At 71.6% G+C, this 19,153-nt stretch carries 16 protein-coding genes; 9 read left to right on the top strand and 7 right to left on the bottom strand.

What is annotated here, in order from left to right; translation table 11 throughout:
• Nucleotides 1–156: 156 nt before the first annotated feature.
• The 3 genes from ITI46_RS04510 to ITI46_RS04500 all read right to left on the bottom strand — a co-directional run bounded on the left by ITI46_RS04510 (nucleotide 157) and on the right by ITI46_RS04500 (nucleotide 4,751).
• Complete coding sequence (locus tag ITI46_RS04510) at nucleotides 157–1,710, bottom strand: acyl-CoA synthetase (RefSeq protein WP_209238054.1); 1,554 nt, start codon at nucleotides 1,708–1,710, stop codon at nucleotides 157–159.
• Between the two features lie 102 nt (nucleotides 1,711–1,812).
• A complete protein-coding gene (locus ITI46_RS04505; RefSeq protein ID WP_209238053.1) occupies nucleotides 1,813–2,919 on the bottom strand; it encodes an NAD(P)H-dependent flavin oxidoreductase in 1,107 nt (368 codons plus the stop codon).
• A 125-nt stretch (nucleotides 2,920–3,044) separates the two neighbouring features.
• On the bottom strand, nucleotides 3,045–4,751 hold the full coding sequence (locus tag ITI46_RS04500; protein ID WP_209238052.1) for a serine/threonine-protein kinase: 1,707 nt from the start codon (nucleotides 4,749–4,751) through the stop codon (nucleotides 3,045–3,047).
• 383 nt (nucleotides 4,752–5,134) lie between these two features.
• Between ITI46_RS04500 and ITI46_RS04495 the strand changes: the two genes are divergently transcribed.
• From ITI46_RS04495 to ITI46_RS04485, 3 genes are all read left to right on the top strand, one after another.
• Nucleotides 5,135–5,458 (top strand): hypothetical protein, encoded by a 324-nt coding sequence (locus tag ITI46_RS04495; RefSeq protein WP_209238051.1) that lies wholly within the window; start codon nucleotides 5,135–5,137, stop codon nucleotides 5,456–5,458.
• A 123-nt stretch (nucleotides 5,459–5,581) separates the two neighbouring features.
• Complete coding sequence (locus tag ITI46_RS04490) at nucleotides 5,582–6,796, top strand: hypothetical protein (protein ID WP_209238050.1); 1,215 nt, start codon at nucleotides 5,582–5,584, stop codon at nucleotides 6,794–6,796.
• Between the two features lie 148 nt (nucleotides 6,797–6,944).
• Nucleotides 6,945–7,775, top strand: a complete 831-nt coding sequence (locus ITI46_RS04485) for a class I SAM-dependent methyltransferase (RefSeq protein ID WP_209238049.1) — start codon at nucleotides 6,945–6,947, stop codon at nucleotides 7,773–7,775.
• A gap of 73 nt (nucleotides 7,776–7,848) precedes the next feature.
• Here ITI46_RS04485 and ITI46_RS04480 read toward each other — a convergent pair whose 3' ends face one another.
• Together ITI46_RS04480 and ITI46_RS04475 are read right to left on the bottom strand one after the other, a co-directional pair.
• On the bottom strand, nucleotides 7,849–9,039 hold the full coding sequence (locus tag ITI46_RS04480; RefSeq protein ID WP_209238048.1) for an acyl-CoA dehydrogenase family protein: 1,191 nt from the start codon (nucleotides 9,037–9,039) through the stop codon (nucleotides 7,849–7,851).
• A 102-nt stretch (nucleotides 9,040–9,141) separates the two neighbouring features.
• Nucleotides 9,142–10,434, bottom strand: a complete 1,293-nt coding sequence (locus ITI46_RS04475; protein WP_247745471.1) for an amidohydrolase — start codon at nucleotides 10,432–10,434, stop codon at nucleotides 9,142–9,144.
• A gap of 192 nt (nucleotides 10,435–10,626) precedes the next feature.
• Here ITI46_RS04475 and ITI46_RS04470 point away from each other — a divergent pair, with 192 nt between their 5' ends.
• Together ITI46_RS04470 and ITI46_RS04465 are read left to right on the top strand one after the other, a co-directional pair.
• Entirely contained in the window at nucleotides 10,627–10,821 is a 195-nt protein-coding gene (locus ITI46_RS04470; protein WP_173868609.1) for a hypothetical protein, read from the top strand.
• A 75-nt stretch (nucleotides 10,822–10,896) separates the two neighbouring features.
• Nucleotides 10,897–12,486, top strand: a complete 1,590-nt coding sequence (locus ITI46_RS04465; protein ID WP_372451844.1) for a DnaA/Hda family protein — start codon at nucleotides 10,897–10,899, stop codon at nucleotides 12,484–12,486.
• On the opposite strand, the gene yczR is transcribed toward ITI46_RS04465, so the two are convergent.
• Complete coding sequence (gene yczR, locus ITI46_RS04460; RefSeq protein ID WP_209238086.1) at nucleotides 12,474–14,108, bottom strand: MocR-like transcription factor YczR; 1,635 nt, start codon at nucleotides 14,106–14,108, stop codon at nucleotides 12,474–12,476. The two genes, ITI46_RS04465 and yczR, sit on opposite strands and share 13 nt — an antisense overlap.
• Nucleotides 14,109–14,206: 98 nt before the next feature.
• Between yczR and yczE the strand changes: the two genes are divergently transcribed.
• Nucleotides 14,207–14,887, top strand: coding sequence for a membrane protein YczE (gene yczE / locus ITI46_RS04455; protein ID WP_247745470.1), 681 nt, complete (start codon nucleotides 14,207–14,209; stop codon nucleotides 14,885–14,887).
• 191 nt (nucleotides 14,888–15,078) lie between these two features.
• Nucleotides 15,079–15,882, top strand: coding sequence for a glycerophosphodiester phosphodiesterase family protein (locus ITI46_RS04450; protein ID WP_209238046.1), 804 nt, complete (start codon nucleotides 15,079–15,081; stop codon nucleotides 15,880–15,882).
• 19 nt (nucleotides 15,883–15,901) lie between these two features.
• On the opposite strand, the gene ITI46_RS04445 is transcribed toward ITI46_RS04450, so the two are convergent.
• Nucleotides 15,902–16,738: an alpha/beta fold hydrolase gene (locus ITI46_RS04445; protein WP_209238045.1), complete on the bottom strand. Its 837-nt coding sequence runs from the start codon at nucleotides 16,736–16,738 to the stop codon at nucleotides 15,902–15,904.
• Between the two features lie 224 nt (nucleotides 16,739–16,962).
• On the opposite strand from ITI46_RS04445, the gene ITI46_RS04440 reads away from it, so the two are divergent.
• Entirely contained in the window at nucleotides 16,963–18,366 is a 1,404-nt protein-coding gene (locus ITI46_RS04440) for an MFS transporter (protein WP_247745469.1), read from the top strand.
• 312 nt (nucleotides 18,367–18,678) lie between these two features.
• Nucleotides 18,679–19,068: an RNA polymerase-binding protein RbpA gene (locus ITI46_RS04435; RefSeq protein WP_209238044.1), complete on the top strand. Its 390-nt coding sequence runs from the start codon at nucleotides 18,679–18,681 to the stop codon at nucleotides 19,066–19,068.
• Nucleotides 19,069–19,153 lie beyond the last annotated feature (85 nt).

Genomic DNA, 19,153 nt, shown 5'->3' with positions numbered 1-19,153 from the left:
TGACGTTGGTGCGTATGACGGCGCCGCCGTGGGCGGCCCCCACGACGCCGCTTGATCATCATGACCGCGCCAGGAAGGGGGGGGAAAAGTGGCCACCAGGTCTGGTTTGGGCAAAGCTCCCGGACGTGCCCGTCCGGTCTCACCGGGTGACCCCCGTCACTGCGGTCGTTCCCGTTCCTCCCAGTACGGTGCCCGCAGTCTGCGCTTGTAGAGCTTGCCGTTGGGGTCACGCGGCATTTCCTCGGTGAAATCCACCGTTTTGGGGCATTTGTAGCCCGCGAGTCGGCCCGCACAGTGGGCCAGGATCTCCGCGGCCAGTTCCGGCCCCGGGCGGTGGTCCGGGGCGGGCTCGACAACGGCCTTGACCTCCTCGCCCCAGTCGTCGTGCGGCACACCGAAGGCTGCGGCGTCCGCCACCGCCGGGTGGGTGAGCAGGGCGGCTTCTATCTCGGCGGGATAGATGTTCACCCCACCGGAGATGATCATGTCGATCTTCCGGTCGCGCAGGAAGAGATAGCCGTCCTCGTCCAGATACCCCAGGTCACCGACGGTGAAGAAGTCCCCGATCCGGTTCTTGCGGGTTTTCCCCTCGTCCTTGTGGTACGAGAAACCGCCGGTGCTCATCTTCATGTAGACAGTGCCCAGCTCACCCGCGCCGAGCCGGTTGCCGTCGTCGTCGAAGACGGCCAGCTCGCTGATCGGCCACGCCTTGCCGACCGTGCCCGGCTTCTTCAGCCAGTCCTCGGCCGTCGCGAACGCTCCCCCGCCCTCGCTCGCGGCGTAGTACTCCTCCACACAGCTGCCCCACCACTCGATCATCGCCCGCTTCACATGGTCGGGGCAGGGCGCGGCGCCGTGGATGGCGTGCCGCATGGAGGAGACGTCGTAGCGGGCCCGCGTCGTGGCGGGCAGCGCCAGCAGCCGGTGGAACTGCGTCGGCACCATATGTGTGTGCGTACAGCGGTGGAGGTCGATCAGCCGCAGCATCTCCTCCGGGTCCCACTTGTCCATCACCACCAGCTGGTGCCCGATGTGCAGCGCGGCGGCGGCGAACTGGAGCACGGCGGTGTGGTAGAGCGGCGAACAGACCAGATGGACGTTGTCGTCGAACGGCCGGATGCCGAAGATGCCGAGAAAGCCGCCGAGTGGCATCTCCTCAGGACGCCTGCCGGTGAGGGGCCGCCGGATGCCGCGGGGGCGGCCGGTGGTGCCGGACGTGTAGTTCATGACCCAGCCGCTGGTGCGGTCCCGCTCGGCCGGGGGCTCGCCCGACTGGCCGTGCAGCAACTCCGCGTACGGGCGGAAGCCGTCGATCTCCCCCAGGCAGTAGCGCCGGGCCGGTGGCAGCTCCGCCTCGTCGGCGGCAGCCCGCGCGGTGTCCGCGAAGCGGGAGTGGGCCAGGAGGATCTTCGCGCCGGAGTCGGAGAGTATCCAGGCGATCTCCGGGCCGACCAGGTGGTGGTTGACCGGGACCAGGTAGAGGCCGGACTGCGCGGCGGCGAGGTAGGCGGCGATGAACTCCGGGCCGTTGGGCAGCACTGTCGCGAACGCGTCGCCCGCTGTCAGGCCGGCGGCGCGGAGGGCGTGCGTGAGCTTGTTGCACTCCGCGTGCAGCCTGGCCGCCGACCACTCCTCGCCGTCCGGCGCGACAAGGACCGTACGCCCGGGATCCTGCTGGGCCTGTGCCCAGAAGCCGTTGGGTGCGTCCACCTTGCTCTCCTTTCGGGTGGAGTGGAGTCCGGAGGAACTTGCCGGTGGAGTGGAGTCCGGCGGAAGCGCCGCAGCGCCGCCGCCCTTCAGCACCGCCGCCCCTCAGCTACGTTCCGCGATCGCGTTGAGGCGGGCGAGGGCGCGGTCGAAGCCGCGGGTGAGGTCGTCGACGACAGCCTGCACGGACCGTTCGCTGGTCATGGAGCCGACGATCTGCCCCACGGGAGTGCCCAGCAGCGGCTCCACCTCGTGCCGCTGGATCCGCGAGTTGGCCTCCGCCACCAGCAGCCCCTGCAACGGCATCGGCAGGGTGCCGGGCCGCCCCTCCCCCGCCTCCCAGGCGTCCGTCCAGGCGGTACGCAGCAGCCGCGCGGGCTTTCCGGTGAGGGCGCGCGAGCGGACCGTGTCGCCGGGCCCGGCCGCCAGCAGTTTGCGGGTCAGCGCGCGGGAGCCGAGGTCGGCCTCGGTCGTGGTCAGCCACACCGAGCCGAGCCAGGCACCCTGCGCGCCCAACGCCAGGGCGGCAGCGAGCTGTTCGCCGCTGCCGATACCGCCCGCGCACAGCACGGGCAGCGGGTCTACGGCGCGCACCACCTCGGGCGTGAGCACCATGGAGGCGATCTCCCCGGTGTGACCGCCGGCCTCGTACCCCTGGGCCACCACGATGTCGATGCCCGCCTCCTTGTGCCGCCGCGCGTGCCGGGGGCTCCCGGCGAGCGCTGCCACCGGGATGCCCTGCTGGTGGGCGCGTTCGACCACATCGGGCGGCGGCGAACCCAGGGCGTTGGCGAGGAGTTTGACGGGATAGTCGAAGGCCACATCCAGCTGGCTGCGGGCCACGCTCTCCATCCAGCCGGTGATCCGCCAGCCGCTCCGCTCGCCCTCCGGGAGCTGGGGTACGTCGTACTCGGCGAGGATGTCGCGCACGTACTGCCGGTGCTCCTCGGGGATCATCGCTTCGATCTCGTCCTCGGTGACCCCCTCGACCTTCTTCGCGGGCATCACCACATCGAGGCCGTACGGCAGTCCGTCGGTGTGCGCCTCCAGCCAGTCGAGGTCGCGTTTGAGGTCGTCGGCGGCGCCGTAGCGCACGGCGCCGAGCACCCCGAAGCCGCCCGCGCGGGTGAGCGCCGCGGCGACGGCGGGGAAGGGCGTGAAGCCGAAGATGGCGTGCTCTGCTCCCAGCTGTCTGCTCAGCTCCGTCTGCATGCGCCGCAGGATGCCGCAGCGGCGCCGCGGAGGGAAGACATTTTCTGATGCAGCGTCAGGTAATTCGGCGAGGCCGGCTGCCGGGCTGCCGAGGCCGGCTCCGTCGGGACTCCCGGGGCTGATTCTCAGCGCCCGCGGGACAGTTCGCGGTAGACCTCTGCGGCCTCCCCCGAGCGGCCCAGCCGCTCCAGGCAGTGGGCCTCGTCGTTTCTGCTGGCCACCGTCGCGGGGTCGGCGGAGCCCAGGGCGCGTTCGCGGACGGCGGTCACCTGCCGGTGCACCTCCAGCGCCTCCTCCCAGCGGCCGAGCCGCCCCAGCGCGTGGCCGAGTTCGTGACGGACCGCGAGCGTGTCGGGGTGGTCGGGGCCCAGTACGGTGGTCCGCCCTGCTGCGGTGCGCAGATAGCTCTCCAGCGCCTCCGCGTGCCGCCCGAGCCGGGCCAGCGCCGCTCCTGTCTCATAGCGGCTGGCGAGGGTGTCCGGATGGTACGGACCGAGCAGCCGTTCGCGTTCGGCGGCGACCGCGCGGTGCACCTCGTACGCCTCCTGCCAGCGGCCGAGCCTGCCCAGCCGCAGCCCCGCGTTGTGCCGGCTCGCCAGGACCCCGAGCCGTTCCCGCGACTCCGGGCGCCCTGCGGAGTCGGCCGGCGGCATGGCCCGCGCCGACTGGTGCGGTATACGCGGCGGAGCGTGCCGGGAAGCCACATGGGTCAGCTCCCCGGGAGTCCCGGCCGGCTCGCCCGGGGCCGCGGCGGCACCCCTGGTCCACCGCCCGGTGAGACCGCTCAGCCCTGCCGCGCGCCCCTCGGGCGGGGTCCGCAGTGCGAGGGTGCCGCCCGCGGGCAGGCCGCCGTCCATGCCGTGCGTCCACGGCGGCATCCACAGCGGCGCGGCGTGCGGGCCCATCGCGAGGCCCGCCCCGGCGGTGGCACCCCGGCCCACCGCCGCGCCGGCCCGCTGTGCCGCACCGGCGCCGGACAGCTGTGCCCGAGCCGCGGCGAACTCGTCCGCCAGCACGGCGGCGTCGGCTGGACGTTCGTCCGGATCCTTGGCCAGCAGCCGCAGCACGGCGGCCTCCAGCGGGGGCGGCAGCTCGGCACGGTGCGTACGCGGCGGTACGGGAGGGGTGTCGCGGTGGCCGACGAGCACGGACCAGGGGTCGCCGCCCTCGAACGGGGGCGCACCGGTGGCCAGCTCGTAGAGAACGCACCCGAAGGAGTACAGGTCGCTGCGGTGGTCGACGGCCGAGCCGGCGATCTGCTCGGGCGACATGTAGTGAGGGGTGCCCATGGCGACGCCGGTTCCGGAGAGCTTGGCGGTGAAGCCGATGTCGTGGGCCAGCCGCGCGATGCCGAAGTCGCAGATCTTGACGGCGCCGTCCTCGGTCCGCATCACATTGGCGGGTTTCAGATCGCGGTGCACCACGCCTTGGTGGTGGGTGTAGGCCAGTGCTGCCGCGACCTGTTCGCCGATGTCCACCACCTCGGCCACCGGGAGCGGCTGCCGCTTGTTCTCCTCCAGCAGCTGGCTGAGGTTGCGCCCCTCCAGCAGCTCCATGACCAGGTAGAGCAGCCCCTTGTCCTCGCCGAAGTCGTGCACCACCGTCACGCCCCGGTGCTGGAGCGAGGCGGCTACGCGCGCCTCGCGCCGGAAGCGTTCGCGCAGGGCCCGCAGCAGCGCCTCGTCGTCGCGCCGGGCCGGTGGCTTGAGGCATTTGACGGCCACTCTCCTGCCCAGCGACTCGTCGCGGGCCCGCCACACTTCGCCCATGCCGCCGCGCCCCACAAGATCGAGCAGCCGGTACCGGCCATGGATCAGGGTGCTCTGCGCCATCCCTGCTTCTCGCCCCCGTCGTTGCCGCTTTCGTCCCTCCCCTGTCTGCCCAGTATGGCTGCCTCTTTCCCTCATGTGTATGCCAACTGGTGCCGAGGTGTACGCGTTTGACGGGTTCAGTGTGTTACAGGTGAGGGGGTAGGGATTTCTGCGGGTCTGTGTTCCGGTGCGGGGGTACCGAGGCCGGAAGTGGGCGGCCCGGATGCGCTGGGCCTGCGGTGGCTGACGCTCTCCGAACCCGGACAAGCGCGGTCCACACTCGTTCGGGTGGGATTGCGGAAGGCGGACAGGCCGCGTCGGGGCCGGCTGACGAGGGCGGTGGGGCGCTCGTGCGGTGGCCGGTGTCGTGGCGGGTGCGTGCGCGGTCCTGGATGGTTGGCCGCATGAGCCCTGCTGAGTCCGATGCGACCGACGAGACCGACGAGACCGAACTGCATCAGGCCCTCCGCAACTTGGCGGAGGCGCTGGAGACAATGCTCAACCTGATCAAGGCTGATGCCCTTCCCACGACGCCCGAAGCGCACCGGCTGATGGGGAAGGCGATCACCTTTCTCGACGAGTCCGCGGAGCGGGCTTTCGAGACGGAGGGGCCCGGCGAGATCCTCCGGCTGGCCACCGAGGTCAACAAGATGGTCGTGTCGGCGCGGGAACGGATTCTCGACGACGCCGTCGCGACCTCGCCCGTGCCCGACCACCCCGATGTGTGACGCCCTCGGGTTCCGAAGCGGACGCCCCGCAGTCACACTCGTGTCACACGGGCTGCCGGAGACAGCCGGCCGATGTGACCATCGGCCGTCCGTCCCGCAGCCGTTCCCAGGGTGGTCCCGCAGATGAATGGTCTCCGCCGGAGGCTCCTCGCCGTCGCGATCGTGCTCGGCGCCCTCGTGGCCGTGGCCCCGGCCATCCAGGCCCTGGTGCCCTGGCCCGAGAGCGACGCCGACCGGCAGAAGAGACACCGGCAGGTCCTCGACGACAAGACGCCGAGTGCCCAGGACGTCATCGATGTCGCCGGGGCACCGATGGACGTCAACCGTGGCAAGGACGGCTCGACACTGCTCAGTTACTGCGTCACCGAAGTGGACGACGACGAAGGCTACGCCGCCGGCGCATGGCGCCTGTACGACCGCAAGGGGAAGGTCCGGGCCGAGGCGGCCTACCACACGGACCAATGGGAGGCACCGGGCAGCTGCGACGGCAGCAGTTCGTTCATCACCGTGGAGGGCGGCTTTCTCCACGAGAGCGACGATTTCGCGGGCCCGTTCTTCCTGGGGCCGGCAGGAAAACGGCACCTGACACGGTCGAAGAAGCCCCTCGAACACCGGCGTGGTGATGTGCTGCTCGACCGGCCGGACCAGGTCATGCTGTTCCGCCGCTCGAACCTCACCCTGGCGCCCGCCAAGGGCATACGCCGGATCGCTGAACCGGACTTCTCCGCATCCGAGATGGACGGCCAGGGCACCATCTGGGGGTATCCGCAGACGACGGCCCCGGATACCCGGTTGTCATGGGTGACCCGCCGGGGGCACGGCCACCGGGAAACCCGAAGCCTCCCGGGAGAGCTCCGGGGAGGGGACCTGGATGCCCGCGGCGGCACCGTGGCCGTCGTGTTGGAGAAGCGGCTCGGGAGGGAAGTGACCGGCGAGGACAAGAGGAGGTTCGCGGGCCTTTTCCTGTCGGTGGACAACGGCAAGAGCTGGCGGACCCTGCGCAACTCGGCCCGAGCACCGCTGGGCACCCTCGCGACGCCGGGCAAAGAGGTCGACGTCCAGGTTCTCGGCGACGGCCGAGTTCTTCTCGTCCCGTACGACGAAGACGGCCCGACGTACAGCAACCGCAAAACCACCACCCCGCCACTGCTCGCGGACAGCCCTGAGAACCGCTCGTTCCACAAAGTCACCCGGCCAACTCCGCACCTCCATCGGATCTTCGCGCGGGGCAACACGCTGTACGGCATCGTCGACGCCGCAAACAGCTACAACCTCGTCGAAGGCGAGGGCCTGTGGCTCTCCCACGACGGCGGCCGCTCCTGGTCCCGCTTCCCCTGACGGGCGCCGATCCGCAAGCGAAGGAGGAGCGCCCGGCTCTCTCTCCTAGTCGGCCGGACTCTCGATCGGCCGAACTAATGAAAACGACAATCAATAAAGCTTAGGCTTCCACCAGCCCCTCGCCACCCACAGAGAGGACGCCGGAGCCATGACCCGACAAGCCGTACATCTGGGCGCCACCCAAGAGACGCTGCTGATACCCCTCTACGGCCGCGCCGTGGAGAGCCGTAAGCCCGAGGGCGAAGCGGTGCTGCGCGACCCGGCCGCCGAGGCCATGGTGGAGGCGATCGACTACGACTTCTCACGCTTCGACGGCGGGCCGAGTCTGACCGGCGCCGTGCTGCGGACGAACCTCTTCGACCACTGGGTACGCGCCTTCCTGGCCGAGCACCCCGGCGGGACGATCGTGGAGATCGGTGCCGGACTCAACACCCGCTACGAGCGCGTCGACAACGGGCGCGCCCACTGGTTCGAACTCGACCTGCCCGACGTCATCGAGCTGCGCCGCACCTTCGTGACCGACTCCGCGCGCCGTCGCATGCTCGCCGCTTCGGTGCTGGACGCCGACTGGACGGCCGCCCCGCAGGCCCAGGGCGGCCCCTACTTCCTCGCTGCGGAAGCAGTGCTCGGCTTTCTGCCCGAGGACGGTGTCCGGCGCGCTCTCGACATGCTCGCGGAGCGCTTCCCCGGCGCACTGCTCGCCCTCGACACCACGGGCCCCGGCATGGTCGACACCCAGGACAGCCACGACGCCCTCAGCAAGGTGTCGGCCCGGCTCCGCTGGAACTGCCCGGACCCGAAGCTGCTGGAGGAGTGGCGGCCGGGCAACCGCCTGCTCGCCTCGCACATCTTCACCACCATGCCGGCGGAGGTGCACGACGCCCTGCCACCCCGTCACCAGGAGATGATCGCCGCCATGAAGCAGCAAGATCTCCCCCAGGTACGGGACTACCGCCTGAACCTGCTCCAACTGGGCTGACCGCAGGCCGCCCTGCGCCAAGGGCCCGCTCCGATCGACCGAGCCTGGCAGGGCACTGCCGCGGAGTGCCGTCCTAGCGCCGTACGCGCGGCATGCCCAGGCCGAGCCAGGAGATGATCTCGCGCTGGATCTCGTTGTTGCCGCCGCCGAAGGTGAAGATGACGGCGCTGCGGTAACCGCGCTCCAGCTCGCCGCTCAGCACCGCGCCCGCCGAACCCTCCTTGAGCGGGCCGGCGGCGCCGACCACCTCCATCAGCCAGGCGAAGGCGTCGCGGCGTGCCTCGCTGCCGTAGACCTTGACCGCGGAGGCGTCGTGCGGGGTCAGCGTGCCCTTGTCGAGGGCGTCGACCATCTGCCAGTTGAGCAGCTTCATGGCGTCCAGCCTGGCGTACGCGCGGGCCAGCCGGGTGCGGACCCAGTCCAGGTCGATGACGCGCCGCCCGTCGGACAGCTTGGTCTGCCGCGCCCATTTCCTGGTGTCCTCCAGGGCGCGGATGGCCATCGTGCCGTGCGCGGCGAGCGTGACCCGTTCGTGGTTGAGCTGCGTGGTGATCAGCCGCCAGCCGTCGTTCTCCGCACCGACCCTGCGGGTCGCGGGCACGCGCACGTTCTCGTAGTAGCCGGCCGTGGTGTCGTGGGAGGCGAGGGTGGTGATGAGGGTGCACGAGTAGCCGGGGTCGCTGGTCGGTACGAGCAGCAGCGTGATGCCCTTGTGCGGCTTGGCGTCCGGGTCGGTGCGCACCGCGAGCCAGACCCAGTCGGCGGTGTCCCCGTTGGTGGTCCAGATCTTCTGCCCGTTGACGGTGTAGTGGCCGGTCTCGGTGTCTCCCTCGCGGACGGCGCGGGTGGCGAGGGAGGCCAGATCGGTGCCCGCGTCCGGCTCGCTGTAGCCGATGGCGAAGTCCAGTTCGCCGGAGAGGATGCGGGGCAGGAAGTACTCCTTCTGCTCCGCCGTCCCGAAGCGCATGAGGGTGGGCCCGACGGTGTTCAGTGCCATCAGCGGCAGCGGCACGCCCGCCTGCGCGGCCTCGTCGAAGAAGATGAACTGCTCGACGGCGCTCATCCCGCGCCCGCCGTACTCGCGCGGCCATCCCACACCGAGCCATCCGTCCCGGCCGAGTTGCCTTATGGTCTCGCGGTAGAACCGCTTCTGCGCCGCGGGTTCGGCGTACCCGGTGCGCGCGTCCTCGGGTACGAGCCGGGCGAAGTACTCCCGCAACTCCGTGCGCAGCTCCTGCTGTTCGGCGGTGTATTCGAGGTACACGGTCCCCTCCGCTCCACGACGGTGTGCCCGCTGGCGGCGCCAGGGTAGAACGTGTTTCACAACAAGGGAATGGCCGGACCCGGCCGGGTCGCGTCCGCCCCGTCACTCACCCTTCGGGCGCGGGGCCAGCCAGGCGAGCGAGGCGGTGACCAGGGCGCGTACACCGGTGTCCAGGGTGGGCTGGAGCACCGGGGCGAAGCGCGGACTGTGGTTGCCGGGGATGTCCCGGTGCACGGTGCCGGCCCGCTCGGCCTTCCGGTAGGTGTCCGGATCGGTGCCGCCCAGGCCCCAGTAGGTGCTGGGACAGCCGAGCCCGACGGGCAGCTCGCCGAAGTCCTCGCTGGCCGGGACGGGTTGCGTGGTGCGCGCCTGGTCCTGGCCGAAGTAGGCGGCGAAGGCGGCCGCGACCCGGTCGGTGGCGTCCGGATCGTTCTCGGTCACCGCGAACTCGCTGAGCGTCTCGAACTCCGGTTCGCTGTCGGCTCCGGAGGCGGCGCACTCCGCTGCGACGATCCGGCGGACCGCGGCCAGCACCCGGGAGCGGGTCTCCTCGTCGAAGGCGCGGATGTTGAGCTGGATCTCGGCGGTGTCAGGGATGATGTTCGGCTTGCTGCCCGCGTGGATCGCTCCGACGGTCACCACTGCGGGGGTGGTCGCCGCGGTCTCCCGGGCCACGACCGTCTGCAGCCGTACGACGGTCGCCGCGGCCAGCACCACCGGATCCAGGGTCCGTTCCGGCATGGAGCCGTGCCCACCGCGCCCGTGGAAGGTGACCCGCAGGCTGTCGGAGGCCGCCATCATGACGCCCGAGCGGGTCAGCAGCGTTCCCGCGGGAGCCGGCAGCACGTGCTGACCCAGCGCCACGTCCGGACGCGGGATCCGCCGGGCGAGCCCGTCGTCGACCATGGCACGGGCGCCGGAGCCGTTCTCCTCGTTCGGCTGGAACAGCACGACGAGGGTGCCCCGCCAGGAGTCGGTCTCCGCCGCCATCAGCCGCGCGGCACCCAACAGACAGGTGACATGGACGTCATGGCCGCAGGCGTGCATCACCGGGTGCTCGACACCGTCCGCGTCGGTGCCGGTCTCGGCCGACGCGTAGGGCAGCTCGGTCTCCTCGCGTACGGGCAGCGCGTCCATGTCGGCGCGGAGCAGCACGGTGGGCCCGTCACCGTTGTGCAGCACGCCGACGACCCCCGTCCCGCCGACCTCCTCTGTCACCTCGTAGTCCCACTCGTTGAGTGCCTGGGCGACATGGCCTGCGGTGCGCCGCTCCTGGAAGCCGAGTTCGGGGTGCTGGTGGAGGTCCTTGTAGAGGGATTCGAGGCTGTCGCGGATGCCCGCAAGCCCGGCCAGCACCGCGTCCGCGGCAACGGTCATGGGGTCCTTGGCGTTCATGAGCGGGCCTTTCCTCGGCGGCGGGCTGCCTGCGGCGGTTCGAGGTGGGGCTTCCACCCGGAGCGCGACAGCGACACGACCCGTTCAGGGGCGTTAGCCGAGGAATCACCCAGATGCCAGTTTCATACGATCCGTCCGATCTGTGAAGCTGGTGAAACTCATGGTGACCGTCCCCTACATCAGGAGTGACTGGTGATTCTCTCGATCTCGGGCGTCGTACTGCTGGGCTTGATCGTCTTCCTCTTCTTCCGCAAGGACAACCTCAAGGTCTCCCACGCGCTGGTGTGCGCCCTCTTCGGCTTCTACCTGGCGGGCACCGCCATGGCACCCAGCATCAAGGCGGGAGGCGAGAGCCTGGCGAGCCTGCTCGGCGGGCTCAAGCTCTAGCCGCGCCCCGCGGGTAACGAGCGGGCCGACAGGCCGGGCAGCAGTCAGCAGTCAGCGGGCCGGGAGGAGCTGGGCGTGGGGCGGTGGCCGATGCCGTCGCGGTGGAACGCGCGGAAAGCCGCGCGGGCCGGGACCGAGACCTTGCTCGACGTACTGCATCCGCTGCTCGTGCTCGGCAAGGGTGCGCGCTGTCTGGCCGGGAGGGGGATGGCCTGGTGGACGCGTACGCCCAGGGAACGGCGGGGTCCCACGCTGTTCGCCGTCGGAGCCTGCGGGGTGCTGCTGTGGCTGCTGCCCTACGGCCCGCCCCTCGCGGTGCTCGGCACACTGGGCGTCACCGCCTGGTACGGGAGGCAGCACACGGCCGGGCGGCTCGCCCTGCGGACGGGCCCGACGGAAGTGGAACGGGCGCGCCTGCAAGCGCTCTACGAGGCGCTGGTGCCGTGCTTCGCGCTGGACGGCGACCCGCGCCCCGAGCCGCTGTACGCGTACGACGGCCGGTGGGAACGCGCCTTCGAGGAGTTCGGCTTCCGGGACGGGCGGATCAGCGAGCTGCTGCTGCGCTATCCGGCCTCCTTCCGCGACGGCGAACTCGCCGAGCGGCTGCGGGTCGAGCAGCTGCTGGCCGCCAAGACCGGCCGCGGGCGCGAGTACCGGTTCTGCTGGGACGAGGAGTGCAATCTGCTGGAGATGACGGCGCTGGAGCCGCTGCCCACCGGCATCCACGCCCAGCCCTTCCTGACCGGGCCCGGAGAGACACTGCTCGGCTTCACGGACGGCTGCGAGGTCCACCGCACGGTGCCCGTCCGCTTCACCGGTGAGGCAGCGTCGCGCGATGTACCGCCGGTGATGTGGCGTACCGGGTCCCGCTCCACCGAGCACCATCTGCTGGCCGTCGGCACTCCGGGCTCGGGCACCAGTTCGCTGCTGCGCTCGCTCGCCCTCCAGGCGCTGTGCCACGGCGAGGTGCTGATCGTGGACGGCGACGGAGGCGGCGAGTTCGCGTCCTTCGCCGCCCGATGCGGGGTGCTCGGCGTGGAGTCGACGCTGCCGGGCGCGCTGGCCGCACTGGAGTGGGCGGCGCGGGAGACGGAGCGACGGCTGCTGGAGGCGAGCCGGGCCAGGCAGCGCGGCGAGGGCCTCCCGGACGACGTACGCCGGCCGCTGTGGGTACTGGTGGACCGGCCCGCAGCGCTCAGCTGTCTCGCGCGGGCCGAGGGCTGCGCCGATCCGCAGGAACTGCTGCGGTTCCCGCTGCGGCACGGCCGGGCCGCCGGGGTGACCGTGGCGGTGGCCGAGCAGTTCGACGGCGCCGGGGAACTGGCGGAAGCGGTGCTCGCACACACCAGGGCCCGGGTGGTGCTGGGGGCCGTCCCTCCCGAGCAGGCGGGCGCCGTGCTGGGCGAGGCACCGCAGACCGGCCCGGCGCCCGGCGTGCCCCCGGGCCGCGGTTTCGCACGGCTCGGCGACGGACCCGTGCTGCGCCTGCAGGTGCCCGCCACCCCGGATCCGCTGGACGAGACGGCGGGCGAGGCCGAGCGGAGCGCCGTCCGCGAGCTGCTGCCCGAGCCGGTGCGCGCCCCCGCGCACGCCCCCGCGCCCACGCCGTCCCCAGGAACGGCGGACGTCCCGGTTCCGGCGCCGCCCGCCGGTCAGGCCACGTAGGAGCGCGGCACGTCGGAGGGGGTGGGCGCCCCGGACCGCACCAGGTCGGCCGCGGCCGCCAGCCGCGATGCCGCCTCCCGTGCCAGCGGCTCGCCGATGGTGAACGGGAGCCGTACGAACCCCTCGAAGGCACCGTCCACCCCGAACCGCGGCCCGGAGGGCACCCGCACGCCGAGCCGTTCGCCGGCCTCCGCGATCCGGGACCCGGAGAGTCCTCCGGTGCGTACCCACAGGGTGAGGCCGCCGTGCGGGACGTCGAACTCCCAGTCGGGCAGGTGGTCGCGGACCGCCGCCGTGAGCGCCTCGCGGTTCTCCCGCGCCCTGGCACGGCGCTCGGTGACGGCCTGCTCCCAGCCCTTCCCGTTGAACAGCTCGGCGACGGCGAGCTGTTCGAGCACAGGGCTGCCCAGGTCGACGTGGGCGCGGGCCACCGTGAGGCTCCGGATGATCTCGGGCGCCGCCCTGATCCAGCCGATCCGCATCCCGGCCCAGACCGACTTGCTGACCGAGCCGACAGTGATAACGGCCGAACCGCCCGGATCGAAGGAGGCCATCGGCGGCGGCATCTCCAGCCCCGGAGAGCCGGTGCTCGGCGTCCCGGTGGCGCCGGGCGGGCCCAGCGGCAGATCGGCCATGGTCTCGTCGGCGACCAGCACCGTCCCCGAGGCGCGCGCCGCCGCGACCAGTTCGCGGCGCTGCTCGGCGTCGGCGAGCGCGCCGGTCGGGTTGTGGAAGTCGGCGACGACATACCCGAGCCGGGGCGCGGACTCGCGCAGGGTGCGGTGCCAGGCGGGCAGGTCCCAGCCGGCGAGGTGGTCCGCCATCGGGACGGGAACGAGCCGGCCGCCCGTCTCGCGCAGCAGCTGCAGGACGTTCGCGTAGGAGGGGTGTTCGACGGCGATCCGCTCGCCGCGCGGCACCAGCATCCGCGCCAGGGCACCGACGCCGCCCAGCGCACCGGTGGTGACCATGATCTGCTGCGGCATGGTGGGGACGCCGAGCGCGGTGTAGCGGTCGGCGAGCGCCTCCCGGAGCACGGGCAGGCCCGCCGGGTAGTCGCCGTGGGTGTGCGCGTAGGGCGGGAGGGCTGCCAGCGCGCTCTGGAACGCCTCGTTCAACAGCGGCTGAGCGGGCAGCGCGGCGCAGCCCAGATCGATGACGGTGCCCTCGTTCTCGGGCGGGAGGGGGAGGATGCCACGGCTGGGCAGCGGCTGGCCCGCCGGTACGGTGGTCCAGCTGCCGGAGCCGCGGCGGGACTCCAGGAATCCGTCGGAGCGCAGCGACTCGAAGGCGGCGGCCACCGTGGTGCGGCTCACCGACAGGGCAGCGGCCAGCTCCCGCTCGGCGGGCAGCCGGGTCGCGACGGGGATCCGGCCCTCCAGTACCAGCAGCCGCAGACCCTCGGCCAGTGAGCGATACGCGGGCACCTTCCTGGCGGCCTGCGCCGTGCCGTTGCCGCCCACGCCGCTGACCGGCGCTTCGGCAGTGCCGACCGCGCTTGCCACGCCTGCCACGGTTGCGCTCTCCCGTGCCGTCCCCGCGCCCTGCCGCCGCACGCTGTGCTGCGAGCCGAGGAGCCGCGCGAGCTGAGCGGCCCCCACGGCGGAGTTCCAGTGCGCCATGATCCGGTCCACCTCTCCTGGATTGGCCGTTGAAATGGCCTGCTTCCATGCCACAGGGTGCCACGAGACAGTCCATTGGCACGAGAAGGGGTAGGTCGTTGTCCATATCGAGGGGTTCTGGCAGGCATCTCGTCCGGCGGCTCGCCCAGCTGTACGTAGGACTGCTGCTGTACGGAGCGAGCGCGGCGCTGATGGTGCGTGCGGGGCTGGGGCTGGACCCCTGGGACGTCTTCCACCAGGGAGTCTCCGAGCACACCGGGCTGTCCATCGGCACGGTTTCGATCATCGTCGGTGCCGTGGTGCTGCTGCTGTGGTGGCCGATGCGCGAGCGTCCCGGCCTGGGCACCGTCTCCAACGTCTTCCTGGTGGGCCTGTCCATGGACGCGACGCTGTGGCTGCTGCCCCCGGTGGACTCGCTGGCCTACCGCGTACCGCTGCTGCTCGGCGGGGTGCTGCTGAACGGCGCGGCGACGGGGCTCTACATCTCGGCCCGCTTCGGCCCCGGCCCCCGCGACGGGCTGATGACCGGGCTGCACCGGGTCACGGGCCGTTCGATCCGGCTGGTGCGGACGGGGATCGAGGTCGTCGTCCTGATCACCGGCATCCTGCTGGGCGGCTCGGCCGGTGTCGGCACCGTGCTGTACGCGCTGGCCATCGGCCCCCTCGCCCAGTTCTTCCTCCGCCTCTTCGCACTGCCGGGCAGCACCGAGGCGGGCGAGGGCTCACGTGTGGTGGCGCGGGGCGACGGCCGGACGGGGAACACGACACTGCGGCAGTGACCCGGGGGCGAGGCGGTGACCGGATGGGCTGTGCGGTGGCCCTTGCGGCGATACAGCCACCCGGCGGCCCTGCGATCCGGCCACCCGGCCCCTGCGGCCCGGCGGCCCGGCGATCCTGCGGCACGGCCCGGCGATCCGGGGCCACGCGACCGCGAGGGTGAACCGGTGCACGGGGCAGCGATACTGCCGCAGTGACGAACGTACGCACGCCCCAGGGCCGCCCCTCCCCCACCGCCGGCCATCCGTTCCTGGCCTCCACCGTGCCGCTGGCCTTCGCGCACCGGGGCGGCACGGCCTCGGGGCTGGAGAACACCCATGCGGCCTTCGCCCGCGCCGTCGGACTCGGTTACCGGTATCTGGAGACCGACGTGCACACCACGGCGGACGGCGCGCTGGTGGCCTTCCACGACGCCACTTTGGACCGCACAACCGACGGCAGCGGCCCCATCGCCGCGCTCAGCTGGGCCGAGGTGAGCCGGGCGCGCGTCGGCGGCCGCGAGCCTGTACCGCTCTTCGCCGACCTGCTGCGTGCCTTTCCGGGCGTGCGCTGGAACATCGACGTGAAGACCGAGAGCGCGCTCGTCCCGCTGCTGGAACTGCTGGAGCGCGAATCGGCCTGGGACCGGGTGTGCGTGGGCTCCTTCGCCGAGGCGCGGGTGGCCAGGGCGCGCGCCCTGGCCGGCCCCCGGCTGCTGACCTCGCTGGGCACCGGCGGGGTGCTCGCCCTGCGGATGCGCTCCTACCGGCTGCCGTGGCGGCTGCCCGCGGGAGCGGGGTGCGCACAGGTACCCGAACGGCACGGCAGGCTCCGCGTGGTGGACCGCGCCTTCATAGCTGCCGCACACGCTCGGGGGCTGCGGGTGCACGTGTGGACGGTGAACGACCCGGATCGCGCCGCCGCGCTGCTGGAGCTGGGCGTGGACGGCATCATGACCGACCGGCTGGAGATGCTGCGCGACGTGTTCGCCGCGCACGGCGCCTGGCCCCCGGAGTAACGCGCCCGGAGGCCGCGCTTCAGCCGAGCGTCCGGTCCAGGAAGCCGCCGACAGCACGGGCGAAGCCGTCCGGGTCGTCCTCGTACAGCCAGTGTCCGCAGCCGGGGAAGGTGACCAGTTCGGTGTTCGGGCGCTCGGCCACCATCCGCTGCGCCAGGTGCGCCGAGAGCATGAAGCTGTGCTCGGCGCGCAGCAGCAGCGCGGGCCCGCCGGAGGCGCGCCAGTGGGCGCTCAGGTCGCCCGCGAAGGCGTGCTGCGACGCCAGCATGTCACCGGTGTCGAACAGCAGGCCCCAGCCGTCCTCGAACTGCGCCGCGCTCTGCAGGAAGTAGCCCGCGTCCGGTATGCCGTGCGCCTCGATCGCGGCGCCGAGCGCCTCCCTGGTGGGGGCGCGGCGCGGCCAGGACGAGCAGTCGAGCACCGGATGCGCCTCGGGCTCCTGGTTGAGCACGGTCATATCGGCGACGATCAGCGCACCGACCCGCGCCGGTGACCGCGCCGCCAGCACGAAGGCGACGGCACCGCCCATGGAGTGGCCCAGTACGGCGGCGGTTTCGATGCCGAGCGCGTCCAGCAGGGCCACGGCGTCGTGCGCGTACGCCTCGGGCGAGAACTCCGCCGCGCGGTCGGAGCGCCCGTGCGCACGCTGGTCGGGCGCGATGACGCGGTAGCGGCCCGCCAGCGCGCCGGCCAGCGGCGCCCAGATCCGGCCCCGCCCGAAGTGGCCGTGCAGGGCGAGCAGAACGGGCCCCGGCCCTCCGGAGTCAAGGTAGGCGAGGCGCAGTCCGCCGACGCCGGCGTAGCGCTCGGCCAACTCCGCGCCGTGACCGGCGGGTTGATCGTGTGCTGCGGGCACGGTGCGTCGGCTCCTTGCTTTCCTGCGGCTCGGGGGCGGGGCCAGGATGTCAGGCCGCAGAGCGGATTGCGCGTGACTTTCCGGGCCGCGGCAGCCGGGCTGTAGTCTCCCGGCACCGGTTTCGAAGACCGTTCGAGTTCCGGGAGAAGACCGTTCGGGTTCCGGGATTGACGGGAGGCCGCCGGCGCCGGACGGCAGGGGAAGTCCAACGGGGAGGAACGGGGATGGGAACGGCCGCACCTGATGCGCCGGATGCACCACAGGCGCCGGAAGAGGGCGCTGATTCAGGAGAGTTGGCGGGGATACGGGAGCGCCGCCGTGAGCAGCGCGGCTGGTATTTCTACGACTGGGCGAACTCCGTCTTCTCCACCAGTGTGCTCACCGTCTTCCTCGGCCCGTATCTGACCGAGGTCACCAAGGCCGCCGCCGACGCGGACGGCTACGTACACCCACTGGGCGTTCCGGTGCGGGCCGGCTCGTTCTTCCCGTACGCCGTCTCGGCCTCCGTGCTGCTGTCGGTGCTGGTGATGCCGCTGGCCGCGGCGTTCGCCGACCGTACGGGACGCAAGAAGCCGCTGCTGGGCACCGCCGCCTACCTGGGGGCCGGGGCGACGACAGGGATGTTCTTCCTGGACGGCGACCGCTATCTGCTGGGCGGTGTGCTGCTGGTGGTGGCGAACGTCAGCTTCGCCGTCTCCATCGTGCTCTACCACGCCTTCCTGCCGCAGATTGCCCCGCCCGAGGAGCGCGACGCGGTCTCCTCACGCGGCTGGGCCTTCGGCTACGGCTCGGGCGCACTGGTGCTGGTGGCGAACCTGGGGCTGTTCCTGGGGCACGACGCACTGGGCGTCACCGAGTCGACAGCCGTACGCATCTGTCTGGCCTCGGCAGGGCTGTGGTGGGCGGTCTTCACCGTCGTCCCGCTGCTGCGGCTGCGGGAGCGTCCGGCGGCGCACATCCCGGACGGGACCGGGCGGGCCGCGTTCGGCCAAGGGTTCCGCCAGCTGGCGGGAACGTTGCGCCAGTTGCGCCGCTATCCGCTCACGCTGCTGTTCCTGCTGGCGTACCTGCTCTACAACGACGGCATCCAGACTGTGATCACCCAGGCGTCGGTCTTCGGCTCCGAAGGGCTGGGCCTGGACCAGACGACGCTGATCGGGGCGATCCTGCTGGTGCAGATCCTGGCCGTGGTGGGCGCCCTGCTGCTGGGCAGGCTCGCGGCCCGCTACGGCGCCAAGCGGACGATCCTCGGCTCTCTGGTGGCGTGGACGGCGACAGTGGGCGCCGGGTACTTCCTGCCGCGCGAGAACCCCTTCTGGTTCTACGCGCTGGCGGTGGGCATCGGCCTGGTGCTGGGCGGCACCCAGGCGCTGTCCCGCTCGCTCTTCTCGCATCTGGTGCCGGCCGGCAAGGAGGCGGAGTACTTCGCGCTGTACGAGATCAGCGACCGCGGGACCAGCTGGCTGGGGCCGCTGGTGTTCGGCCTGGCGTACCAGCTGACGGGCGACTACCGGAATGCGATTCTGTCGCTGGTGATCTTCTTCGCGGTCGGTTTCGCGCTGCTGCTGCGGGTACCCGTACAGCGTGCGGCAGCGGCCGTGGGCAATGTCGCACCAGAACGGATTTAGACCTGCGGGTGCTGGCCCGGTAGTGTACGCCTTTGGCCCACCGGGATGGACCGTTACTGCACGCCGAAGAGATGCGAACAGTGGGTGACATCTTCTGTCAGTTGTGACAAACCGGTCACCGGGGGGTACCGCAGATCAACGAAGCGGCGGCACGAAGGAGCAGCGGCGCGCAGCCTTCCGGTCACGGTTGGAAGTGCGTGACGGTGGGCGATCTCCCGATTGCGGGAATCTTCACCGGCGGCCGGACGTTGACCGGATGACGACGACAGCGACACCTGTCCTGTGGGCGACCAGCCCGGGAGGCACGAATTCATGAGTGAGCGAGCTCTTCGCGGCACGCGACTCGTGGTGACCAGCTACGAGACCGACCGCGGCATCGACCTGGCCCCGCGCCAGGCCGTGGAGTACGCATGCCAGAACGGCCATCGTTTCGAGATGCCGTTCTCGGTAGAGGCCGAAATTCCATCCGAGTGGGAGTGCAAGGTGTGCGGTGCACAGGCGCTCCTGGTGGACGGCGAGGGTCCGGAGGAGAAAAAGGGCAAGCCCGCGCGCACGCACTGGGACATGCTGATGGAGCGGCGTACCCGCGAGGAGCTCGAGGAAGTCCTCGCCGAGCGGCTCGCCGTACTGCGCTCCGGCACCATGAACCTCGCGGTGCACCCCCGCGACGACAACAGCGGCAGCAAGCGCAAGTCCGCCTGAATCAACTGAGCGCCTGAGTCCCCGAGCGGGGCGGCGTACCGAGCAGTGCGGCGAGAGGGCCCGGGGTCACATGAGAATGTGACCC

Origin of the sequence: Streptomyces oryzae, from assembly GCF_017676365.1 — a bacterium.
Lineage (GTDB): Bacteria > Actinomycetota > Actinomycetes > Streptomycetales > Streptomycetaceae > Streptomyces > Streptomyces oryzae.
The sequence above is the reverse complement of the archived record's forward strand: the minus strand, read 5'-3'. Positions and strand labels throughout refer to the sequence as shown.